Source organism: Pseudomonas sp. UMAB-08 (assembly GCF_900095225.1).
Lineage (GTDB): Bacteria > Pseudomonadota > Gammaproteobacteria > Pseudomonadales > Pseudomonadaceae > Aquipseudomonas.
Genome location: NZ_LT607417.1, coordinates 332737 through 353165, shown reverse-complemented (window position 1 = coordinate 353165; position 20429 = coordinate 332737). Strand labels below are relative to the sequence as shown.

The window sequence follows — 20429 nt, the reverse complement described above, 5'->3', positions numbered from 1 at the left end:
GGATGATCCGTGCAATTTGGCGCAAGTTAGGCATAATACGCGGCTTCGATTTTGACCCCTACAGACCTTTTCTTATGCAAAAAGAACCTCGTAAGGTCCGTGAGTTTCGTCGCCGCGAGCAAGAAATTCTCGATACCGCGCTAAAGCTGTTCCTCGATCAAGGTGAAGACAGTGTCACCGTCGAGATGATCGCTGATGCCGTGGGTATCGGCAAAGGCACCATCTATAAGCACTTCAAGTCCAAGGCGGAGATCTACCTGCGCCTGATGCTCGACTACGAGCGCGATTTGAACGAGTTGCTCCACTCTGCCGACGTCGACAAGGATAAGGAAGCTTTATCCCGCGCCTACTTCGAATTCCGCATGCGCGATCCTCAGCGCTATCGGTTGTTCGATCGTCTGGAAGAAAAAGTGGTCAAGGGCAATCAAGTGCCGGAGATGGTCGAGGAGTTGCACCGGATTCGCGCGTCAAACTTCGAGCGCCTGACCTTGTTGATCAAGGGTCGGATCAGCGAAGGCAAGCTCGAAGACGTGCCCCCTTATTTCCATTTCTGCGCGTCCTGGGCACTGGTGCATGGCGCCGTAGCCCTGTATCACTCGCCGTTCTGGAGCAATGTGCTGGAAGATCAGGAGGGCTTCTTTCAGTTCCTGATGGACATCGGCGTGCGCATGGGCAACAAGCGTAAGCGTGATACCGATACCCCGCCAGGCAGCTGATATATTCGGTACCTTTATAGCGTCAGGTAGTGAATGCAGGGATCGTCGGTGCGGGAATATACTGGGGTCCGAGGTTGGTAAAAACGTGATGCTCAGTCATGTTTCACCGGCCTAATTTCTTAGCCGGAGTCGCTCATGATCGTTGACCGTCAAGGCAGGCGTTTCCGCAATTTGCGAATCAGCCTGACTTCAGCCTGCAACTATGCGTGTACCTATTGTGTGCCCAACGGCAAACGGTTGGTGGCTGCGCAGGATGAATTGTCGGCCGATGCCATGGCGCGTGGCGTAGCGTATCTTATCGAAGCCGCGGGCATTGAGCGTCTGCGCATTACCGGCGGTGAGCCACTGGTGAGCCCGAAGCTGGAAGCGTTCATGGGTCGAGTCGGGCATTTGGGTCTGGCCGACATCAGCCTGACCACCAATGGACAATTACTCGCTCGCAAGCTGCCATTGCTGGTCGATGCGGGTATTCGCCGGCTCAATGTGTCCCTCGATACCCTCGATCCTGTGGCCTTCCGCCAGATCGCCCGTGGCGGGGATCTGGCCAGCGTGCTGGATGGCATGGATCAGGCGCGCGCTGCCGGGATCAAAATCAAAGTCAACATGGTGCCGCTGCGTGGGCAAAACCTGGATCAGGTGATGCCGATGCTCGACTACTGCCTTGAGCGCGGGTATGAGCTGCGGTTTATCGAGCTGATGCGCATGGGCCATCTGGCCAGCGATTCGAATGCCTTCCTGCAGCAGTTTGTCAGCCTGCAACAATTGCTGGCATTGATCGGCGAGCGTTATGAGTACCTGCAAGCCGACGCGCCAGTCGATGCGACAGCTGTCCGCTATCAAATTCCCGACCTTGGTTTTTTCGGCGTGATTGCCAACGAAAGCGTGCCGTTCTGCCGTACCTGCTCACGTTTGCGCCTTTCTTCCTCGGGCTGGTTGCACGGCTGCCTGTCCTCCAGCAACCGCCATTACGTCGGCGATCTGTTGGATAAGCCACGCCACGAAGCTTTGCCAGCGCTGCAGCGTTTGCTGGTCAAAGCCTTGGGCGACAAGCAAGAAGTAGCGTTTTCCGGCGGCGCCACGATCATGAAAATTATCGGCGGCTAAGCCTCGCGCCTCCCGGCGTCCCACGCAAAACTGTCCACCACTGTCGCCCATGCACTGCCTGATGGCGCGGAAGCTGCATCTTGTACCCATTCGCCGGTTTTCCGTCACCGGCACGAGGGAGTGGATGATGCGTAGTCTGGTTTTGCTACTGACGCTGCTGGCGTTGAGTGGCTGCATGAGTGTCAGTGACATGGGGCAGGGCGCTCACGATCAGTTGAGCGATGCGGGCTTGCTCGATCACAGCAACACGAGTCGCGCCAACAATCTGCGTATCCAGGCAGACTCCTTCATCTATATCGCCCAAGGCTCATTCGTTCCTCCCGGCAATGCCTATCCGCGGCCCAATGTCGTGGCGGAAGAAGCCTTTAACGGCTTTGTCGAATACTTCCCTATGGTTCGTCGGGCCCGAGCACCGATTGGCCTGGACGCTGCCTTAAGTGAAGCGCGCGCGGCGGGTGCGCACTATTTGCTGTACACCCGTTTCGCCAAAGGTGACGACAGGATCGGCAACACTGACGAATGGCACGACCAGCAAGCCGTGGACCGGCTGGGTGTCGACAGCGGCGTGATTCAGCTGATGCTGATCGAAACCAGCACCCGCTATTTGATCGATACCGCACGGATTCACACCCGCGGCGGATTGCTGACACTGCGCAACACCAAGCCCGAAGATTTGCTTGGTCCACCCTTGGAGGACTACGCTCGCAGTCTGTTAGGCATGAGTCGCTAAGGAGAAAGGCATGAGTGGTCCCGGCAATGCCAACGATCTATTCGCGCAGATTCCCAAGTCGAAGGGGTTGCCGCCTGTTCATCTGTGGAATCCTGATTTTTGCGGCGATATAGATATGCGTATCGCCCGTGATGGCACGTGGTATTACCTCGGTACGCCCATTGGGCGTAAGCCTATGGTGCGCCTGTTCTCCACGATCATGCGCCGTGACGGCGACGACTACTTCCTGATCACTCCGGTGGAGAAGGTCCGGATCAGGGTGGATGACGCGCCCTTTGTCGCGGTCAGCCTTGAAGTGGAAGGCCAGGGCGAAGATCAGCGCTTGCGCTTCACCACCAATGTCGAGGATCAGACCGAGGCGGGGCCCGAGCATCCGATACGGGTAGAAATCGACCCGGTTACCCAGGAACCAACGCCCTACGTCCATGTGCGGGTCAACCTGGAAGCGCTGATGCACCGCAATGTGTTCTATCAATTGGTTGATCTGGCGGTGACGCGAGAAATAGACGGCCAGCGTTGGTTGGGCGTATGGAGTGGTGGAGAATTTTTTCGAATCGGACTCGAGCCCTGAAATGGGCTGTCAGTAGCGCTGGACCTGTCTCTGTTCCTGCGGTTAATTGCCTGTCGGTACCTCGACGGTTAAAGTGCCGCTCCCCGTTTTTGCTTGAGGTTTTTGCATGAAGCAGTCCTTTGATATTGCCGTGATCGGCGCCACCGGCACTGTTGGCGAAACCCTCGTCCAGATTCTTGAAGAGCGTGAGTTTCCGGTGGCCAGTCTGCACTTGCTGGCGAGCATCGAATCGGCTGGCCATTCGGTGCCGTTCAAGGGCAAGAACGTGCGCGTGCGTGAAGTGGATGAATTCGATTTCAGCAAAGTCCAACTGGCCTTTTTTGCCGCTGGCCCAGCGATTACCCGCAGCTATGCGGCGCGGGCGACAGCAGCGGGCTGCACGGTGATTGATCTGTCGGGCGGTTTGCCGGCCGAGCAGGCGCCCACTATCATTCCAGAAGTCAACGCGGCCTTGATTGGCGCGCTGAAAAAGCCGTATCAAATTGCCAGTCCCAGCCCATCGGCGACGGCATTGGCAGTGGTGATCGCGCCGTTGCGTGCGCTGCTCGACGTCGTTCGGGTCAATGTCACCGCGTGCCTTGCGGTGTCCAGTCAAGGCCGCGAAGGTGTGGCGGAGCTGGCTCGACAAACCGCTGAGTTGCTCAATGTGCGACCGATGGAACCACGCTTTTTTGATCGGCAGATGGCGTTCAACCTGCTGGCCCAGGTCGGTACTCCCGACGCCCAAGGCCATGCGCCGCTGGAAAAGCGTTTGGTCACGGAGTTGCGTGAGTTGCTGGCCATGCCATTGCTTAAGGTGTCCGCTACCTGCGTTCAAGCGCCTGTCTTTTTTGGCGATAGCTTTAGCGTTTCGCTGCAGCTATCGGGTGCGGTAGATCTTGCGGCAGTCAATGCTGTGCTGGAGGCTGCGCCGGGAATCGAACTGATTGAAGCGGGCGATTACCCCACGGCCGTTGGCGATGCCGTTGGCCAGGATGTTGTCTATGTAGGACGAGTGCGTACAGGGATCGACGACCCGGAGGAACTTAATCTGTGGATCACGTCTGATAATGTGCGCAAGGGTGCAGCGTTGAACGCTGTGCAAGTGGCTGAATTGTTGATAAAAGACCTTGTGTAAAAGATACTTGGCAACAACTCAAGAATCATTTTAGCTTTCAGACTTTACCTTCTCGGTTGCCGAGGAATATTCAAACAAGGGATGGGCTATGGTTCAGGTTCGCAAACTGGTATTAGCAATCGCTGCCGCTTCGGCGCTGTCATCCGGTATGGCGCATGCGTTGGGGCTCGGGGAACTGACCTTGAAGTCGACCCTGAACCAGCCTCTGGTTGCCGAGATCGAGCTGCTCGATGCGCGAGACCTGAATGCCAGGCAGGTAGTGCCGAGCCTGGCGCCATCCGCTGATTTCGCCCAGGCAGGTGTTGCTCGGCAGGCATTTCTCGATGATCTGACGTTTACCCCTGTGCTGAATGCCAGCGGCAAAAGCGTTCTGCGGATTACGTCGAGCAAGCCGGTTCGCGACCCCTACATGAAATTCCTCGTGCAAGTGCTCTGGCCTAACGGCCGGTTGTTGCGCGAATACAGCCTGTTACTTGATCCGCCGAAGGCCGCGCCTGAGGCAGCCGCTGCTGCCGCGCAACTTCCGGCCACTGCGCCGGTTGCCGTCGAGCCTCAAGCGCCGGCCGCAACGCCACCAGCACCGGCAGAGGCGCCCGCGCCGACCCCGGTCGCGGTCGCGGAGGCCAAGCCTGCTCGATACACCACCAGCAAACGCGATACGTTGTGGGAAATCGCCGCTCGCGTGCGCAATGGCGGGTCGGTTCAGCAGACCATGCTGGCCATTCAGGCGCTGAACCCGGATGCGTTTATCGGCGGTAACATCAATATGCTGAAAACCGGTCAAGTGTTGCGTCTTCCCGATCAGCAGCAAATCGCCACGCTCCCTCAGCCGCAGGCCGTCGCTCAGGTGGCGGAGCAAAATGCTGCCTGGCGCCAGCGTCGCAGTTTGCCCGCGGCCGCGCGTCAGGTTGATGCGACCCGTCGCGCTCGTGCCGACGCCGCACCTTCCAAGGTCGATGCGCAGGACAACTTGAGCCTGGTCTCGGGCAGTTCCAAGGCGGGCGGCAAAGGTGCCTCGGGTGATAGCAAGGCGCTCAGCAGCAAGCTGGCGATAGCCAAGGAAAACCTCGACACGACGCGTCGTGATAATGCTGAACTGAAAAGCCGCATGACTGACTTGCAAAGTCAGTTGGACAAGTTGCAGCGCTTGATCCAGTTGAAAAACGATCAGTTGGCGAAGATGCAGGCTGAGGGCGCGACCGCACCTGGTGCCGCTAATACCGTGCCACCGATACCTGCTGAACTGGTCGCTGCTGCGCCGTCGGCTGATATGGCGCCTAAGGTCCCAGGCGAGATTGCGCCCGAAGATGCCCTGCCACCGGGTGCTGCGCAAGCCAGCGCAGCGCCGGATGCAGAGCCGATTGCCCCTGCGCCTGCCACGCCCGCAGAAGAAGAAAACGCAGAGAATGCGTTGAACAAATTGCTGGCCAGCCCGCTGATGTTGGGGTTGGTCGGGGGTGGCGCGCTGTTGATTGTGCTGCTCTTGTTGCTGCTCCTGGCTCGACGTCGCAATGCTCGGCAAGCGTCTGACAAACATAAACGTATGGCACGGGCGCTGGCCGAAGAAACCCAGTTTGCCGCTGACATGGATTTGCCTGAAGACAGTTTCGACGGTGTCGATGTTCCGCCGCCAAGCGTGATGCTGGCGCCAGCGCCGATGCCTGTCGTTGAGCCGGTGCGTGAACGGTCGACTGACGTTCTTGATCAGGCAGAGACTCATGTCGCCAACGGTCGCCTCAATCAGGCTGCCGAACTTCTGGAAGAGGCCATCAAGGAAGAGCCGCAACGCAGCGACCTGCGCCTGAAGCTGATGGAAGTCTATGCAGAGCAGGGTAATCGCAATGGCTTTACTGGCCAGGAACGCCAGTTGGTGGCCACCGGCAAAAACCACGCTGAAGTCGAACAACTGAAAAGCCGCTATCCGACGATGCTGGTGGCAGCTGCTGCTGGCTTGAGCGCTGCAGCCCTGGCAGCAGAGCTTGACGCCAACTACGTCAAGGACCTGATGCTTGACGAGCCTGAAGCACCTGCACCCGCACCCGCAGCTACTCCGGCTCCAGCTCCAGCTCCAGCTCCAGCGCCTGCCGCGGAATCTGATGATCTCGATGAGTTCGACCAGGATTTCGACCTGAGTCTGGATGATCTGGAAGAGGCCTCGCCTGCGATCATCAAAAACCCGATTGAATCGACGCTCGAGAATGAGCCTGTTTTGGACGACGAGCTGAGCCTCGATGCGCCTTTGGTGAACGACGCGTTGCTCGATGACGACCTGAATTTTGACGCGGTGTTGCAACAGCAGACGGAAGCCAGGAAAGCCCAGTCCGATGATTTGGCAGATTTCGACCTGGATCTCCCGGAAGAGCAGCCATCGTTGAGTGCCGAGGATGACTTCCTGCTCAGCCTCAAAGATGACCTGCGAGATCTTCCGGCTTTTGATGACGCTCCGATCCTGGATCAGCCCGTCGACGATAATTCGTCTGCGGACGATTTGGAATTGCCTGCTGATTTCGACCTGTCGCTGGCCGATGAAATCGACGCTGAAGCAGCGCCCGAAGCCTTCGATTCGGAACTCAACGACGTCAATGCCGAGCTGGATCGTTTGTCCCAGAGCCTTGAACAGCCACCGATCGCCAAGCCGTTCGAAGCTCCAGCCGTTACCGCGCAAGACGCTGCTCTCGCGGACGACGAGCCTGAGTTTGACTTCCTTGCGGGTACGGATGAGGCTGCGACCAAGCTTGATCTGGCCAGGGCTTACATCGAAATGGGCGACAACGATGGTGCTCGCGATATTCTCGACGAAGTAGTTGGTGAAGGTGATGAGACCCAGAAAACCGAAGCGCAGGAGATGCTGGCGCGCTTGGTCTGAGTCGATGCCCAGGGTTTTACCGCATGACGACCGCCTTGGCGGTCGTTTGCGTTTATGGGGTTTGGCAGGTTCGTCATGGAAGGTGCGGGGCGTCCTCGCTGAGGAGCACCCTGGCGACTCAGGGTTTAAGTTGAGCTGGCCTTTTTACTCAGCCTTTCGACCAGGCAGGTTGCAGAAATGGACGGAGGGGGTACGAAGAGGAAGTTTAGTTTGTAGCGTTCAATGAGCGTGAGGGCGAGCAGTGGTACGGTTATGCCAACCAGGGTTCCCACCGCCAAATGAACGGACGCAGCCTGTACTCCGGCGACCTTCACCAGGATTATCCGTGCACCGCTGCCGGCCAGAACATGCATTAGATAGATCGCCATGGAGGACGTCCCTATAAACATGAACCCTTCCAGGCGAACTTTATCCAGGCACATGGACAACGACACAACAAAAAGAATCGAGACCGCCGCGAGCATTAATGCCGTAACGCCGACGACGTCGTAGGTCAATCCCAGTACGAAGTGAAAAATGTATTGCCCCGCCAGAAAAGCAATGCCAAGGCCCATCGCCAACGCCCTGCAGCGCCGCTCGAAAAAATCCTTTATATCGTTGAACACGATGCCGAAGACAAAGAAAACGGTATTTCCGGCTATGTAATACACGATGACCCCTGCGTGCAGCTCTTTGCTGACCACAAACAGGACAGCGAAAAACAAGAGCAACAGTGCCGAATAAGCCTTGCTGACCAGCGAGTAAATAAGCGCACTTAAAACAAAGATCCAGAAAAGAGCATACAAGAACCAAAACTGCGCCCTTGGGTTCCAGGCAAAAGAAAGTACATCGAGGTAAGAGGTGCTGTGGGTGGTGTAATTCGACAGTGCAAGCTCAATACTGCCTTGCAACAAAGACCAGATGATGAATGGATAGGCGATGGTGTCTATCTTGTTGACGATCAGTCCGCCTGCGCCACGCTTCGTGAGAGACTCGTAAAAGAACAGGCCTGACAAGAAGAAAAACAGCGGCATGTGGAAGCTGTAAATAATGCTGTCTACCATTCGAAACGTATAGGCATCAATAGGCAGGCCGGCACTGTAAACGCCTCTGGCGACGTGACCATATACAACTAAAATGATACCTATCGCTTTTGCGTAATCAACCCAATAGCTTCTGTCCCTCATCGTAAAACGCCTGTGTAGTGTGGATGTTTACTGCTGGCGATCGGCAAGCGCAAGCTTAGTCGGGTATCAGGTTTGTGCCAGTTCCCACGCGCAGATAACCACGCCGCTGTCTCGTTGCCTTCCGCCCGCCAAACAGGGGCTTGTTTGGGGGTGGAAGGGGCAAGGAGATTGCAGCTTGTCGTGCGTACGGCACCGCTTTTGTAAAGGAAAAACAGCAGAAAAACTACAGTGCTGCACTCAGTCCAAGCAAGCGTTCTACCCCGACAGGTTCCTCAGCCATCAAGGGGATCACGGCATAGCGTTGAGCATGCTCGTGGATCACATGATCAATTTCCTTGAGCTCATTTATCGCCCGCTTACGAAGCAATGGGGATTGGGTCCTGGACGCTGCGATGCAGTTGTTGATCACCCAGGCCCAAGGCTCGATACCCGCCCGCCGCAGATCGGCTTGCAGATTGGCAGCCTCTAGCACGGGGGTTGTTTCAGCCAGCGTGACAAGTAAAACCTTGGTTTTTTTGGGGTCTTGAAGCTGCATCATCGGCGTCGTGAAGTGCGTGCTGCTGCCTGCCATCTGCCGGGCGATGTCGCGATGATAGGCGCCCGTGGCATCAAGCAACAAAAGGGTGTGCCCGGTCGGGGCGGTATCCATGATCACGAACTTCTTGCCCGCCTCTCGAATAATGCGCGAGAAGCTCTGAAAGACCGCGATTTCTTCGGTGCAGGGAGAGCGAAGGTCTTCTGCCAAAAGCGCTTTTCCCTGCTCATCCAGATGCGCGCCTTTAGAGGCCATCACTTGATCGCGATACCGCTGGGTTTCAACGTGAGGATCAATGCGACTCAGGGTGAGGTTTGCCATTGAACCGTCCAGGGTTTCTGCGAGATGAGCCGCTGGGTCGGACGTGGTGAGGTGAACCGGCAACCCTCTGTGTGCGAGCTCGACGGCTACCGCCGCCGCCAGTGTTGTTTTGCCGACGCCGCCTTTACCCATGACCATAACCAGCCCATGGCCATCAGCCGCAATCTCGTTTACCAGGTCGCTCAAGCTGGGCGCATGAATCTCGGTAGTCGGAGGCTCAAGCGCTTCGACCGCGCTGTCATCCTCGCTTAACAACTGTTTCAGCGCGTCAATCCCAACCAGATTGAAAGCTTTCAGGGGGAGTTGATCAACGGGCAACGCCTTGAGCGTGTCCGGCATTTGCGCAAGGGCTTGTTGTTCCCGTGCATATACTGCGGCGGCCAAAGGATCTTTATCCGCCTCAGTCCTGGGCAAAACTCCGTTGACCACCAGATATTGCTGGCGCAGGCCGATGCTCGCGAGTTCCTCGTGGGTGTGCGCAGCTTCGCGCAACGTGGCGTTCTGGGCGCGAGCGACCAGGACGAGTCGGGTAAGTGCCGGGTCGGACAAGGCTTCAACGGCTTTGCGATATTGATCGCGCTGTTTATCGAGACCTGCCAATGGCCCCAGGCAAGAGGCATCGCCTTGGCCAGCTTCAAGGAATCCACTCCAGGCGCCAGGCAGTTGGAGTAGGCGAATAGTGTGCCCGGTAGGGGCGGTATCAAAGATGATGTGGTCATAGTCATGGAGCAACGTGGCGCTCACCAATAGCGCGGTGAACTCATCGAAAGCGGCGATTTCTGTTGTGCATGCCCCGGACAGCTGTTCTTCCATGCCCTTGACGACATTGGCGTCCAGTACGCCGCGTGCAGGCCCGATAATGCGATCTCTGTAGGCCTGGGCTGCCGCCTGCGGGTCGATTTCGAGCGCAGACAAATGAGCAACTGCGGGTACAGGGGTTATGCGGTTGCCAATGCTGATGCCAAATACTTGGCCGACGTTGGATGCAGGATCGGTACTCACCAGAAGTACGCGTTTCCCTCGTGCTGTCAGCTCCAGGGCTGTAGCGCAGGCAATCGACGTTTTACCTACACCTCCCTTGCCGGTAAAAAACAGAAAGCGTGGTGCGTTCTCGAGAAACTGCATGAGCGACTCCGTCAAGGTTCAAGTGGCCATGTGTGTCGCTCAGAACGTACGACACATAAAGGCGGCCGGCGATTTTATCGGGCTTGAACATGATCGCCTACACCGTGTGGTCTTCGCCATTGCGTGCAATACCGTGAACCCGACGTGTTAATCTTTTTAGCCTCTTTCATTCAATCAGGTCGTGAATAATGAGTAAGTGGCTCGTACTGATGGTTCTGCTGTGCTCGTCTCTGGTTTATGCCGAAGAGGCTGTGCAACGCGACTTGCCGCTTAACTATCTGGAACAGACCCAGCCAGGTTCGAACAATCAACCTCTGGTCATTTTTCTCCACGGTCATGGTGGTAGCGAGAATGACTTGTTCGGGCTGAAAGAATCTTTGCCTGCCCGCTACACCTATCTGTCTGTTCGCGCGCCGATGACCCTGACCAATGGCGTCTTCCAATGGTTCGACAAGACTAATCGCACCGGTGAATACGACGGCAACACTGCACAGATGAGAAACAGTGAGCGGCTGATCGCCGAGTTTGTCGTTGCGGCGATTCAGAAGTACCGGACTTCGGCGAACAAGGTGTATCTGGTAGGTTTTAGCCAGGGCGCGATGGTGAGTTACTACGTTGCGCTGCACCATCCGCAGGCTATCGGCGGAATTGCGGCGCTGAGCGGAACGATGCTGCCCTCGTTGCGCGCTGAAGTGGAGCCGGGTAAGCCTCTGGGGATGCCGGCCACGTTCATCGGGCATGGCACTTCCGACGCGACATTGCCCTTTGCTTTGGCTATCGAGGCGGATCGACTCTTGAAGAGGGGTTCGGTCGCGGTGCAGTTTCATGCATACCCCGGCTTGGGGCATTCGATCAATGAAGCTGAAGTGGCCGACCTCAAGCATTGGCTGGAACAGATGAATCGCGGCGCTTGAGCACCTTAGTGTCACTTTTTTGCAAAAAAAGAGTGGCGAAAAGAGCGGCCAGATAGCACGCGAGAACAGGCTGTGGAGGTGCTGGCCGGCAAACCACTGTTTCTTCGATGGTCACGCTCTATAAAGGAAGGCTGGCCTGCGTGGTGCTCCGCTTTCAGGTGCGTATAATGGCCGCCACTGCGAAAACGATATTGGCGTAACAAATTGAAAAATATGACCACTGCGGCAGCCGAGATGGCTGCCGCCGGCTTTTCCAGAATCGCATTAGGCGTCGAGTATAAAGGTTCGCGTTATTGCGGATGGCAGCGCCAGGCTTCCGGCGTACTGACCGTTCAGGAAACTCTTGAGAACGCATTGTCCAAAGTCGCTGCTTCCCCCGTCTCGTTGTTGTGCGCCGGGCGTACCGATGCGGGTGTGCACGCCTGTGGGCAAGTGGTGCACTTCGACACTCAGGCCGAGCGGTCGCTGAAAGCCTGGGTCATGGGCGCTAATATCAATTTGCCTCACGATGTCAGCGTGACTTGGGCCCAGGTCATGCCGGCGCATTTTCATGCACGGTTCAAGGCGATTGCCCGCCGTTACCGCTACGTCATCTACAACGATCCAATCCGGCCGGCGCACCTGGGCCAGGAAATCACCTGGAATCACCGCCCGCTGGATGCAGAACGCATGGCGCTGGCCGCTCAGTACCTGGTCGGCACCCATGACTTCAGTGCGTTTCGTGCCGGGCAATGTCAGGCGAAGTCACCGATCAAGCAGTTGCATCACCTGCGGGTGACGCGTCACGGTCAAATGATCGTCATCGACGTTCGCGCCAACGCCTTTTTGCACCACATGGTGCGCAATATCGCTGGCGTGTTGATGACCATTGGCACCGGCGAGCGGCCAATCGAATGGGCCGGGGACGTACTGGAGAGCCGCGTCCGTCGGACCGGTGGCGTGACCGCGCACCCGTTCGGGCTTTACCTGGTGAAAGTGGAATACCACGATGAGTTTGCCTTGCCGGAACGTTACGTCGGCCCGCACTTCTTGACCGGCTTCACTGAACTTGGCGGCTGACGCCCGGAAAAGCATTTGCTAACATCCGGGACTTTCCCGAACAAGGCTTGAGGTTTTCACTGCATGTCAGGCGTTCGCAGCAAGATCTGCGGGATTACCCGCATAGAAGACGCGTTGGCCGCGGTTGATGCAGGGGCCGATGCCATCGGCTTTGTGTTCTACGCCAAAAGCCCTCGGGCCGTCAGCGTCGAACAGGCGCGTGCAATCATTGCTGCCCTGCCACCGTTTGTTACCACCGTTGGCTTGTTCGTCAATATCAGCCGTTGCGAGCTCACCGAGATACTGGAAATCGTACCTCTGGATCTCTTGCAGTTTCATGGCGACGAAACGCCCGAGGACTGTGACGGCTATCATCGACCTTACATCAAGGCGTTGCGCGTGCAGGCGGGCGATGACATCGCCGCCAGTTGCCGGGCCTATTCCAGGGCCAGCGGTATTCTGCTCGATACCTATGTTGCCGGCGTGCCGGGCGGCACAGGCGAAGCGTTTGACTGGTCGTTGATCCCGCAGACGCTGAGTAAACCGATTATTCTGGCGGGCGGTTTGACGCCAGACAACGTCGCGCAAGCCATTGCTCAGGTCCGACCTTATGCGGTGGATGTCAGCGGCGGAGTTGAAATGAGCAAGGGAATCAAGGACCACGACAGGATCCGTGCGTTCATGCACGCGGTGCGGGGTTCTTGATTCGGTCATTGACAGGTTGTTTGCCTGATGTGACGGTTGGTGTTTGGCCACCGTCCATAAGCCTGGCGTAGCGATAAGCGCGCGGGTCGACATTGAATAAGCGACGACGCTGATGCGCGTCGTCACAATGGCGAGTGACGAGGTTCGGTTCAGGCAGGTCCGGCGGTATGCCGATCCCTGAAGTTGCCCGTCGCCGCTGTACACATGAATTAGCTCAAGGGCATACGCGGGGCTGTGAATCGCTAGCGCGTTCGAGCCACCGGTACTGGAGAAAGAAAGCATGAGCAACTGGTTGGTAGACAAACTGATCCCTTCGATCATGCGTTCCGAGGTGAAAAAAAGCTCGGTACCAGAAGGGCTTTGGCATAAGTGCCCGTCTTGTGAAGCGGTGCTTTATCGTCCGGAACTCGAAAAAACCCTGGACGTCTGCCCCAAGTGCAATCACCACATGCGCATTGGCGCACGTGCTCGTCTGAACATCTTTCTCGATGTGGAAGGGCGTGCAGAGCTGGGCGCCGACCTCGAGCCAGTGGATCGCCTGAAGTTTCGCGACAGCAAGAAGTACAAGGATCGCCTGGTCGCTGCGCAGAAGCAGACCGGCGAGAAAGATGCGCTGATCTCCATGAGTGGCACGCTGCTCGGGATGCCTGTCGTGGCCTGCGCATTCGAGTTCTCGTTCATGGGCGGCTCGATGGGTGCCATTGTCGGCGAGCGGTTTGTACGCGCGGCCAACTACGCACTGGAAAATCGCTGCCCAATGGTCTGCTTTGCTGCTTCCGGCGGTGCGCGGATGCAGGAAGCGCTGATTTCCCTGATGCAAATGGCCAAGACGTCGGCGGTGCTGGCGCGTCTGCGCGAGGAAGGCTTGCCGTTCATCTCGGTCCTGACCGACCCCGTCTACGGCGGTGTTTCCGCCAGTCTGGCGATGCTGGGCGACGTGATCGTTGCCGAGCCCAAAGCCCTGATCGGCTTCGCGGGTCCTCGTGTGATCGAGCAGACTGTGCGTGAAAAACTGCCAGAAGGTTTCCAGCGCAGCGAGTTCCTGCTGGAGCATGGCGCCATCGATTTGATCGTTCCGCGTCAAGAACTGCGTCCGCGTCTGGGTAATCTGCTGGCCCAAATGATGGACTTGCCGACACCTAAATTCATCGCCGCACCTTCGGAACCGATCATCGTTCCGCCGGCACCGGCCACTGTATGACCCTGCGTACCTTGGGCGACTGGCTCGCTTACCTTGAGCAACTGCATCCATCGGCCATCGATATGGGGCTGGAGCGTTCGCAACAAGTGGCGGGCAAGCTGGGGTTGACCCGGCCGGCCCCCAGGGTGATCACGGTCACGGGGACCAACGGTAAGGGTTCGACCTGCGCGTTCATTGCTTCATTGATGCAAGCGCAGGGGCTCAAGGTGGGTGTTTACAGCTCGCCGCACTTGTTGCGTTACAACGAGCGGGTACAGGTCCAGGGCGTTGAGGCCACCGATAGTCAGTTGTGCGAGGCTTTCGCAGCAGTGGAAGCCGCCCGCGGCGACATCTCCCTGACCTATTTCGAAATGGGCACGCTCGCCGCGTTTTGGCTGTTCGAGCGCGCGGCGCTGGACGCGGTGGTTCTGGAAATCGGCCTCGGCGGACGTCTGGATGCGGTGAACCTTATCGATGCCGATCTGGCTGTGATCACCAGTATTGGTGTTGATCACGCTGACTGGTTGGGTGATACCCGTGAGTCGGTCGCCTTCGAAAAGGCCGGGATCTTGCGTCAGGGGCGTCCAGCCCTGTGCGGCGACCTCGATCCTCCCGCGCCATTGCTCGAACGCGTCAAGGCCCTCGGTTGCCCGTTCCTGTTGCGCGGTCGTGATTTCGATCTGGCGGTGACCGACAGTGATTGGCATTGGCAGGGGCATGATGCGCGCGGCCAATTGGTTGAACTGCACCACTTGCCGCTGCTTGACCTGCCGATGGAAAATGCCGCATTGGCGTTGCAGGCTTATCTGCTGCTGGATCTTCCTTGGGTGCCGGAACACATTAGTGCAGCCTTGAGCAGCACGCGGTTGACCGGTCGTCTGGATCGGCGTCAGATCAACTGGCATGGCAAGCCACTGAAGCTTTTGCTGGATGTCGGCCATAATCCTCATGCGGCACACTATCTGGCGCAGCGTCTGGCAGGTCGGCCCCTGGCTGGCAAACGCCTGGCCGTTTTCGGATTGCTGGCGGACAAGGATCTCAAGGGCGTACTGGCCGAACTGGCTGGCAGCGTTCAGGATTGGGCTGTTGCACCTTTACCGACCCCCCGTAGCTGTTCGGCTGGCGAGTTGCAGGCTGCGCTACAGAACCTTGGCGCACGCGTGACGTCTTATCAGAGTGTCGCGCTGGCGCTGGAAGGGCAGTGCGATCAAGCGACAGCCGAAGATGAAATTCTGCTGTTCGGATCATTTTATTGCGTCGCCGAGGCCTTGGAATGGCTGGCCCGGCGCGCCAAGGAGGACATTGCAAATGGCTTTGCTGGATAACGTGTTCAAGCAGCGGATGGTCGGTGCACTGGTATTGGTCGCATTGGCGGTGATTTTCTTGCCGATGTTGTTTTCGCGCCAGGATGAAACGCGTCGCGTGTCGGTCGATGTGCCCGCCACGCCGCAAACACCGGCAACGTCTCAAGTGCAGGTCGAGCCCGTAGCGGTTCCAGAGCCTCAATCGTTGCCGCAGGAGCCTGTGCCGACGGACGAAGACCTTGCTCAGCCCAAGGCCTCTTCGGTGCCTGTGCCAATCACCACGGTGACCCCGTCGGTCGCGACCACGCAGCCGGCTCCGGTAGTCAAGCCGGCAGCGGCTCAGGCGCCCGCCAAGCCCGCCGCAGAACCCAGTCGTGTGGATGCCAATGGCCTCTCGGTCAGTTGGTCGGTGCAACTGGCCAGCCTGTCCAATCGCGCCAGTGCCGACACGTTGCAGAAAAGCCTGCGCGCTCAGGGCTATAACGCCTATATTCGGTCCTCGGATGGCTTGAACCGAGTGTTTGTCGGGCCGCTGATTGAACGTGCCGAGGCTGATCGTTTGCGTGATCAATTGAGCAAACAGCAGAAACTCAACGGTTTGGTGGTGCGCTTTCAGCCTGAGCGAAATTGAGTCCACAATCTAATCGGTAATCGCTGCTTACGGGCGGGCTAGCGCTCTGCTAAAATACGCCGCCTTATCCGTCCGTAGGCTTCAACGTGCCATTTACCCCGGTTGATTGGGCGATCATTGCGATCATTGCCATCTCCGCCTTGATCAGTTTGAAACGCGGCTTCGTCAAGGAAGCATTGTCGTTACTCACCTGGATCATTGCAGGTGTTGTTGCCTGGATGTTCGGCGGCTCGCTTTCGCAGTACCTTGTCAGTTATATCGAGACACCTTCAGCTCGCGTGATTGCCGGCTGCACCATCCTGTTTGTCGCCACCTTGCTGGTAGGCGCCATGGTCAACTTTCTCATCAGCGAACTGATTCGCGTCACCGGGCTTTCCGGGACCGATCGTTTTCTGGGTATGGTCTTCGGCGCTGCGCGCGGAGGCTTGCTAGTGGTTGTCGCGGTCGGGCTGTTGAGCCTGGGCCCCGTACAGCAAGATCAATGGTGGCAGCAGTCGAAACTGATGCCACAATTTCTGTTGGTCGCTGACTGGTCGAAAAACCTGATTCTCGGGTTGTCCAGCAAGTGGCTAGCCAGCGGTATCAGCGTACCCGCTGATCTCCCGTTCAAGGAACACCTCCTGCCGTCAACAATGCCGCAAGAAGTGTTCGGTAAATCCAGTTCCACTAAGTAGGGGTTGCGTCGCATGTGTGGCATCGTCGGTATCGTCGGTAAGTCGAACGTCAATCAGTCGCTGTATGACGCGCTAACCGTCCTCCAGCACCGCGGCCAGGACGCTGCCGGTATCGTAACCAGCCATGGCGGCCGGTTATTCCTGCGCAAGGACAATGGGTTGGTCCGTGATGTATTCCACCAGCGCCATATGCAGCGCCTGGTCGGTCACATGGGCATCGGCCATGTGCGCTATCCCACCGCGGGCAGCTCGACTTCGGCCGAAGCTCAACCGTTTTACGTCAACTCGCCGTATGGCATCACCCTGGCGCACAACGGCAACCTGACCAACGTCGAGCAACTGGCCAAGGAGATTTACGAATCTGACCTGCGCCACGTCAACACCAACTCCGATTCGGAAGTGTTGCTCAACATTTTTGCTCACGAACTGGCCCAGCGCGGCAAGTTGCAGCCGACAGAAGAAGACGTCTTCGCGGCCGTGACCGATGTGCACCATCGTTGCCGTGGCGGATACGCCGTGGTCGCCATGATCACTGGCTATGGCATCGTCGGTTTCCGTGACCCGCATGCCATACGTCCTATCGTCTTCGGTCAGCGTCATACCGACGAAGGCGTCGAGTACATGATTGCGTCGGAAAGCGTTGCGCTGGACGTGCTCGGTTTCACCCTGATCCGTGATCTGGCGCCGGGCGAAGCGGTCTACATCACTGAAGACGGCAAGCTGCACACTCGCCAGTGTGCGACCAACCCGCAATACGCACCGTGCATTTTCGAACACGTCTATCTGGCGCGCCCTGACTCGATCATCGACGGCGTCTCGGTGTACAAGGCACGTCTGCGCATGGGCGAACGACTGGCGGACAAGATCGTGCGCGAGCGTCCTGATCACGACATCGACGTGGTCATCCCGATTCCTGACACCAGCCGTACCGCAGCGCTCGAACTGGCCAATCGTCTGGGCGTGAAATTCCGCGAAGGTTTCGTCAAGAACCGTTACATCGGTCGCACGTTCATCATGCCGGGGCAGGCTGCGCGGAAAAAGTCCGTACGCCAGAAGCTCAACGCCATCGAGCTGGAATTCCGTGGCAAGAACGTGATGCTGGTGGATGACTCCATCGTGCGCGGTACCACCTGCAAGCAGATCATTCAGATGGCCCGTGAAGCCGGGGCGAAGAACGTGTACTTCTGTTCTGCGGCACCTGCTGTGCGTTACCCGAACGTCTACGGCATCGACATGCCGAGCGCTCACGAGCTGATCGCACACAATCGTACGACGCAGGACGTTGCAGACCTGATCGGCGCCGACTGGCTGATTTATCAGGACCTCAGCGACCTGATCGACGCAGTGGGCGGCGGCAAGGTCAAGATCGCAAACTTCGACTGCGCGGTATTCGACGGCAAGTACGTGACCGGCGATATCGACGAGCACTACCTGAACAGGATCGAGCAGGCGCGCAACGACGCCTCCAAGGTCAAGACTCAGGCGGTCAGTGCCATTATTGATTTGTACAACAACTAAGAAGGGGTAGGCGGCATGGCTCACGAATGGGATGCAGGCCGGCTGGACAGTGATCTGGATGGCGTGGGTTTCGATACCCTTGCCGTGCGTGCCGGTCAGCACCGCACGCCGGAAGGTGAGCATGGCGATCCGATGTTCTTCACGTCCAGTTACGTGTTCCGCACTGCCGCCGATGCGGCGGCGCGGTTCGCGGGTGAAGTGCCGGGCAACGTCTATTCGCGTTACACCAACCCGACTGTGCGTTCTTTCGAGGAGCGTATTGCCGCGCTCGAAGGTGCTGAGCAGGCCGTCGCCACCGCTACAGGCATGGCGGCGATTCTGGCTGTAGTGATGAGCTTGTGCAGCGCTGGCGATCATGTGCTGGTGTCGCGCAGTGTGTTCGGTTCGACCATCAGCCTGTTCGAGAAGTACTTCAAACGCTTCGGTGTCGAAGTCGACTACGTTCCGCTGGCCGATCTGTCTGGCTGGGATGCAGCGATCAAGGCCAATACGAAGCTGCTGTTCGTCGAGTCGCCGTCCAATCCTCTGGCCGAGCTTGTGGATATTGCCGCACTGTCCGAGATTGCGCATGCCAAAGGCGCGATGCTGGTCGTCGACAACTGTTTCTGCACGCCTGCGCTGCAACAGCCTCTGTTGCTGGGCGCTGACGTGGTCGTGCATTCGGCGACCAAGTTCATTGACGGCCAGGGCCGTTGCATGGGCGGCGTGGTCGCGGGTCGCAGCGAACAGATGAAAGAAGTGGTGGGATTCCTGCGGACCGCCGGGCCGACGCTGAGCCCGTTCAACGCCTGGATCTTCCTCAAGGGCCTGGAAACCTTGAGTCTGCGTATGCGCGCTCACTGCGCCAGCGCCCAGATTCTGGCCGAGTGGCTGGAGCAGCAGGACGGCATCGAAAAGGTTCATTACGCAGGCCTCAAGAGCCATCCACAGCATGCCTTGGCGCAACGTCAGCAAAAGGGCTTTGGTGCGGTGGTGAGTTTTGAAGTCAAAGGCGGCAAAGAGGGCGCCTGGCGCTTTATCGATGCCACGCGGTTGATTTCGATCACCGCTAACCTGGGCGACAGCAAAACCACGATTACCCACCCGAGTACTACCTCTCACGGGCGTCTGGCGCCGCAAGAGCGCGAAGCTGCCGGGATTCGTGACAGCTTGATCAGGGTTGCAGTGGGTCTCGAAGACGTTGCCGACTTGCAGGCGGATCTGGCGCGCGGGCTGGCGGCTTTGTGAGTGAGTGGGCGGTGGAAGCTGTCCCGGCCAGCAATGGCCGGGTCGCGCTGGTCACAGGGGCTGCTCGCGGTATCGGTCTGGGCATTGCCGCCTGGCTGATCAGCGAAGGCTGGCAGGTGGTGTTGACGGACCGGGATCGTGTTCGCGGTTCGAAAGTGACCAAGGTGCTTGGCGAAAACGCCTGGTTCATTGCCATGGACGTGTCCAGTGAAGAGCAAGTGACGCTGTGTGTGGCGGAAGTGCTGGGCCAGTTCGGTCGCCTTGATGCGCTGGTGTGCAATGCGGCGGTTGCCGATCCCCACAACGCAACACTGGAAAGCTTGAGCCTGCATGACTGGAACCGGGTACTGGCCGTCAATCTCAGTGGGCCGATGCTGCTGGCCAAGCACTGCGCGCCTTACCTGCGCGCTCACGGTGGCGCCATCGTCAATCTGACCTCGACCCGTGCCACACAATCGGAACCGGACACTGAGGCCTATGCGGCGAGCAAGGGCGGCCTGTTGGCGTTGACCCATGCCCTGGCCATCAGTTTGGGCCCGGAGATCCGTGTAAACGCTGTCAGCCCCGGCTGGATCGATACCCGTGATCCGTCTGTGCGTCGTGCAGAGCCTTTGTCCGATAGCGACCATGCCCAGCACCCGGTGGGCAGGGTGGGGACGGTTGAGGACGTAGCGGCGATGGTGGTCTGGCTGCTGTCGAAAAATGCTGGGTTCGTTACCGGTCAGGAGTTTGTGGTTGATGGCGGCATGACCAAGAAGATGGTTTATCAGGATTAAGGTTTTCAGCGAAAGCGCCGCATCAGATCCGCATGATTTGGCGGTGCCGATCTGTTCGCGGATAGAGACGTTCCCGCAAATGTGATTCGGTAAAGCGATATCGGGCAATTGATTCAAAAGGGTACTTTTTAAAAAAACTTCAAGCAGGGTATTGACTTAGGTTCGATATCTGCGTAAATTTCGCGGCCTCAACGAAGCAAAGGGTGATTAG

General features: G+C 58.0%; 19 protein-coding genes and 1 tRNA gene (1 of these 20 running past the window's edge). 18 read left to right on the top strand and 2 right to left on the bottom strand.

Going from position 1 to position 20429, the window contains the following annotated elements:
- Window positions 1-74 precede the first annotated feature (74 nt).
- From K0F75_RS09520 to K0F75_RS09495, 6 genes are all read left to right on the top strand, one after another.
- Window positions 75-716 carry a TetR/AcrR family transcriptional regulator gene (locus tag K0F75_RS09520; protein WP_219061616.1) on the top strand — a complete coding sequence of 214 codons (642 nt, stop codon included), beginning with the start codon at window positions 75-77 and terminating at the stop codon, window positions 714-716.
- 135 nt (window positions 717-851) lie between these two features.
- Complete coding sequence (locus K0F75_RS09515) at window positions 852-1820, top strand: GTP 3',8-cyclase MoaA (protein WP_219061615.1); 969 nt, start codon at window positions 852-854, stop codon at window positions 1818-1820.
- Window positions 1821-1947: 127 nt separating this feature from the next.
- Window positions 1948-2550 (top strand): DUF4823 domain-containing protein, encoded by a 603-nt coding sequence (locus K0F75_RS09510; RefSeq protein ID WP_219061614.1) that lies wholly within the window; start codon window positions 1948-1950, stop codon window positions 2548-2550.
- Window positions 2551-2560: 10 nt separating this feature from the next.
- Window positions 2561-3121: a DUF1285 domain-containing protein gene (locus K0F75_RS09505; RefSeq protein ID WP_219061613.1), complete on the top strand. Its 561-nt coding sequence runs from the start codon at window positions 2561-2563 to the stop codon at window positions 3119-3121.
- A 106-nt stretch (window positions 3122-3227) separates the two neighbouring features.
- Window positions 3228-4238 carry an aspartate-semialdehyde dehydrogenase gene (locus tag K0F75_RS09500; protein WP_219061612.1) on the top strand — a complete coding sequence of 337 codons (1011 nt, stop codon included), beginning with the start codon at window positions 3228-3230 and terminating at the stop codon, window positions 4236-4238.
- 88 nt (window positions 4239-4326) lie between these two features.
- On the top strand, window positions 4327-7104 hold the full coding sequence (locus K0F75_RS09495; RefSeq protein WP_219061611.1) for a FimV/HubP family polar landmark protein: 2778 nt from the start codon (window positions 4327-4329) through the stop codon (window positions 7102-7104).
- A 125-nt stretch (window positions 7105-7229) separates the two neighbouring features.
- On the opposite strand, the gene K0F75_RS09490 is transcribed toward K0F75_RS09495, so the two are convergent.
- Window positions 7230-8270, bottom strand: coding sequence for an acyltransferase family protein (locus tag K0F75_RS09490; protein ID WP_219061610.1), 1041 nt, complete (start codon window positions 8268-8270; stop codon window positions 7230-7232).
- Window positions 8271-8493: 223 nt separating this feature from the next.
- On the bottom strand, window positions 8494-10251 hold the full coding sequence (gene arsA, locus K0F75_RS09485; protein WP_219061609.1) for an arsenical pump-driving ATPase: 1758 nt from the start codon (window positions 10249-10251) through the stop codon (window positions 8494-8496).
- Here arsA and K0F75_RS09480 point away from each other — a divergent pair.
- From K0F75_RS09480 to K0F75_RS09425, 12 genes are all read left to right on the top strand, one after another.
- Window positions 10250-10402 (top strand): hypothetical protein, encoded by a 153-nt coding sequence (locus K0F75_RS09480; protein ID WP_219061608.1) that lies wholly within the window; start codon window positions 10250-10252, stop codon window positions 10400-10402. The genes arsA and K0F75_RS09480 overlap by 2 nt on opposite strands.
- 37 nt (window positions 10403-10439) lie before the next feature.
- Window positions 10440-11165 (top strand): alpha/beta hydrolase, encoded by a 726-nt coding sequence (locus tag K0F75_RS09475; RefSeq protein ID WP_219061607.1) that lies wholly within the window; start codon window positions 10440-10442, stop codon window positions 11163-11165.
- Window positions 11166-11399: 234 nt separating this feature from the next.
- Window positions 11400-12224: a tRNA pseudouridine(38-40) synthase TruA gene (gene truA / locus K0F75_RS09470; RefSeq protein ID WP_219061695.1), complete on the top strand. Its 825-nt coding sequence runs from the start codon at window positions 11400-11402 to the stop codon at window positions 12222-12224.
- Between the two features lie 63 nt (window positions 12225-12287).
- Window positions 12288-12908, top strand: a complete 621-nt coding sequence (locus K0F75_RS09465; protein WP_219061606.1) for a phosphoribosylanthranilate isomerase — start codon at window positions 12288-12290, stop codon at window positions 12906-12908.
- A gap of 280 nt (window positions 12909-13188) precedes the next feature.
- Entirely contained in the window at window positions 13189-14109 is a 921-nt protein-coding gene (gene accD, locus K0F75_RS09460) for an acetyl-CoA carboxylase, carboxyltransferase subunit beta (RefSeq protein WP_219061605.1), read from the top strand.
- Entirely contained in the window at window positions 14106-15413 is a 1308-nt protein-coding gene (gene folC, locus K0F75_RS09455; RefSeq protein WP_219061604.1) for a bifunctional tetrahydrofolate synthase/dihydrofolate synthase, read from the top strand. Before accD ends, folC begins: the two co-directional genes overlap by 4 nt.
- Window positions 15397-16023: an SPOR domain-containing protein gene (locus tag K0F75_RS09450; RefSeq protein ID WP_219061603.1), complete on the top strand. Its 627-nt coding sequence runs from the start codon at window positions 15397-15399 to the stop codon at window positions 16021-16023. Before folC ends, K0F75_RS09450 begins: the two co-directional genes overlap by 17 nt.
- 86 nt (window positions 16024-16109) lie before the next feature.
- Window positions 16110-16697, top strand: a complete 588-nt coding sequence (locus tag K0F75_RS09445) for a CvpA family protein (RefSeq protein WP_219061602.1) — start codon at window positions 16110-16112, stop codon at window positions 16695-16697.
- Window positions 16698-16709: 12 nt separating this feature from the next.
- Entirely contained in the window at window positions 16710-18215 is a 1506-nt protein-coding gene (purF, locus tag K0F75_RS09440; protein WP_219061601.1) for an amidophosphoribosyltransferase, read from the top strand.
- Between the two features lie 15 nt (window positions 18216-18230).
- A complete protein-coding gene (locus K0F75_RS09435) occupies window positions 18231-19442 on the top strand; it encodes an O-succinylhomoserine sulfhydrylase (protein ID WP_219061600.1) in 1212 nt (403 codons plus the stop codon).
- A gap of 11 nt (window positions 19443-19453) precedes the next feature.
- Complete coding sequence (locus K0F75_RS09430; RefSeq protein WP_219061694.1) at window positions 19454-20218, top strand: SDR family oxidoreductase; 765 nt, start codon at window positions 19454-19456, stop codon at window positions 20216-20218.
- A 201-nt stretch (window positions 20219-20419) separates the two neighbouring features.
- Window positions 20420-20429 (top strand) — tRNA-Val (locus tag K0F75_RS09425); it runs 68 nt beyond the window's last position.

Bases quoted from the DNA above. Each gene is read 5' to 3' on its own strand.
- K0F75_RS09495 (WP_219061611.1), top strand. From the start codon at position 4,327: ATGGTTCAGGTTCGCAAACTGGTATTAGCAATCGCTGCCGCTTCGGCG.
- K0F75_RS09490 (WP_219061610.1), bottom strand. From the start codon at position 8,270: ATGAGGGACAGAAGCTATTGGGTTGATTACGCAAAAGCGATAGGTATC.
- K0F75_RS09465 (WP_219061606.1), top strand. From the start codon at position 12,288: ATGTCAGGCGTTCGCAGCAAGATCTGCGGGATTACCCGCATAGAAGAC.
- K0F75_RS09475 (WP_219061607.1), top strand. From the start codon at position 10,440: ATGAGTAAGTGGCTCGTACTGATGGTTCTGCTGTGCTCGTCTCTGGTT.
- K0F75_RS09505 (WP_219061613.1), top strand. From the start codon at position 2,561: ATGAGTGGTCCCGGCAATGCCAACGATCTATTCGCGCAGATTCCCAAG.
- K0F75_RS09510 (WP_219061614.1), top strand. From the start codon at position 1,948: ATGCGTAGTCTGGTTTTGCTACTGACGCTGCTGGCGTTGAGTGGCTGC.
- K0F75_RS09435 (WP_219061600.1), top strand. From the start codon at position 18,231: ATGGCTCACGAATGGGATGCAGGCCGGCTGGACAGTGATCTGGATGGC.
- truA (WP_219061695.1), top strand. From the start codon at position 11,400: ATGGCTGCCGCCGGCTTTTCCAGAATCGCATTAGGCGTCGAGTATAAA.
- K0F75_RS09520 (WP_219061616.1), top strand. From the start codon at position 75: ATGCAAAAAGAACCTCGTAAGGTCCGTGAGTTTCGTCGCCGCGAGCAA.
- accD (WP_219061605.1), top strand. From the start codon at position 13,189: ATGAGCAACTGGTTGGTAGACAAACTGATCCCTTCGATCATGCGTTCC.
- K0F75_RS09450 (WP_219061603.1), top strand. From the start codon at position 15,397: ATGGCTTTGCTGGATAACGTGTTCAAGCAGCGGATGGTCGGTGCACTG.
- purF (WP_219061601.1), top strand. From the start codon at position 16,710: ATGTGTGGCATCGTCGGTATCGTCGGTAAGTCGAACGTCAATCAGTCG.
- arsA (WP_219061609.1), bottom strand. From the start codon at position 10,251: ATGCAGTTTCTCGAGAACGCACCACGCTTTCTGTTTTTTACCGGCAAG.
- folC (WP_219061604.1), top strand. From the start codon at position 14,106: ATGACCCTGCGTACCTTGGGCGACTGGCTCGCTTACCTTGAGCAACTG.
- K0F75_RS09500 (WP_219061612.1), top strand. From the start codon at position 3,228: ATGAAGCAGTCCTTTGATATTGCCGTGATCGGCGCCACCGGCACTGTT.
- K0F75_RS09480 (WP_219061608.1), top strand. From the start codon at position 10,250: ATGAGCGACTCCGTCAAGGTTCAAGTGGCCATGTGTGTCGCTCAGAAC.
- K0F75_RS09515 (WP_219061615.1), top strand. From the start codon at position 852: ATGATCGTTGACCGTCAAGGCAGGCGTTTCCGCAATTTGCGAATCAGC.